This is a genomic window from Vibrio sp. 2132-1 (genome assembly GCF_033344315.1).
This window is the reverse complement of sequence record NZ_JAWPON010000589.1, coordinates 1-589: the sequence shown is the minus strand read 5'-3', so window position 1 is coordinate 589 and position 589 is coordinate 1. Positions and strand designations below refer to the sequence as shown.

At 53.8% G+C, this 589-nt stretch carries 1 protein-coding gene; it reads right to left on the bottom strand.

Going from position 1 to position 589, the window contains the following annotated elements; translation table 11 throughout:
* Positions 1 to 160 precede the first annotated feature (160 nt).
* Positions 161 to 589 (bottom strand): conjugative transfer protein MobI(A/C) (gene mobI / locus R8N47_RS26820; RefSeq protein WP_318186313.1); only part of this gene is annotated, 429 nt, incomplete at its 5' end.

Below are 589 nucleotides of genomic sequence, written 5' to 3'. Positions count from 1 at the left end.
GAAATGAGCGAACTCACCCCGAAGGGTGCTATCTGTCCCCTGTGGCGATTGTGGGCGCTTTGACAGGGCAGGGCGCGGATGGCTGGCGACTTTCTTGATCATCGCTTCACATTTCCCCAGTTTCGCCAATTCAGTGGCCGCTACAGATGCTGTCATGTTGTCACACCTCGTCGCTATGTGTCTTGTTTAGCTGGCGCTCGTACTCGTTTAGCGCCCGGCGAATTTTTGCTAAGGCAGTGGCGCGTTGTCTTAACACGGCATACCTGGTTTCAACTTGCTGGATCAACTCTTGTGCCCAGACAGGCTCTTTCTTGAAGTGCGACATGCTGTAGGCATGACCGCGACCCTTCTTGATATGTGTCGATAGAACCCTTTTCTTTTGTCCGGGAACTTGTTCGACAAATCTGTTGCGATACCACTCTGCAACGAGTGATACGCCTAGAATGCGAACCCGTGTACCGACACGCCCTTGTTCGTCCTCTGACGCTTCTTCACGCGCTGATTTGTGCGCGTTCCAGTACATGTCCGCTTCCTGCTGCGCCTCGACAGCAAGAACCGCTAAGGCGTGATCCAGTTTGCTCCGTACCTC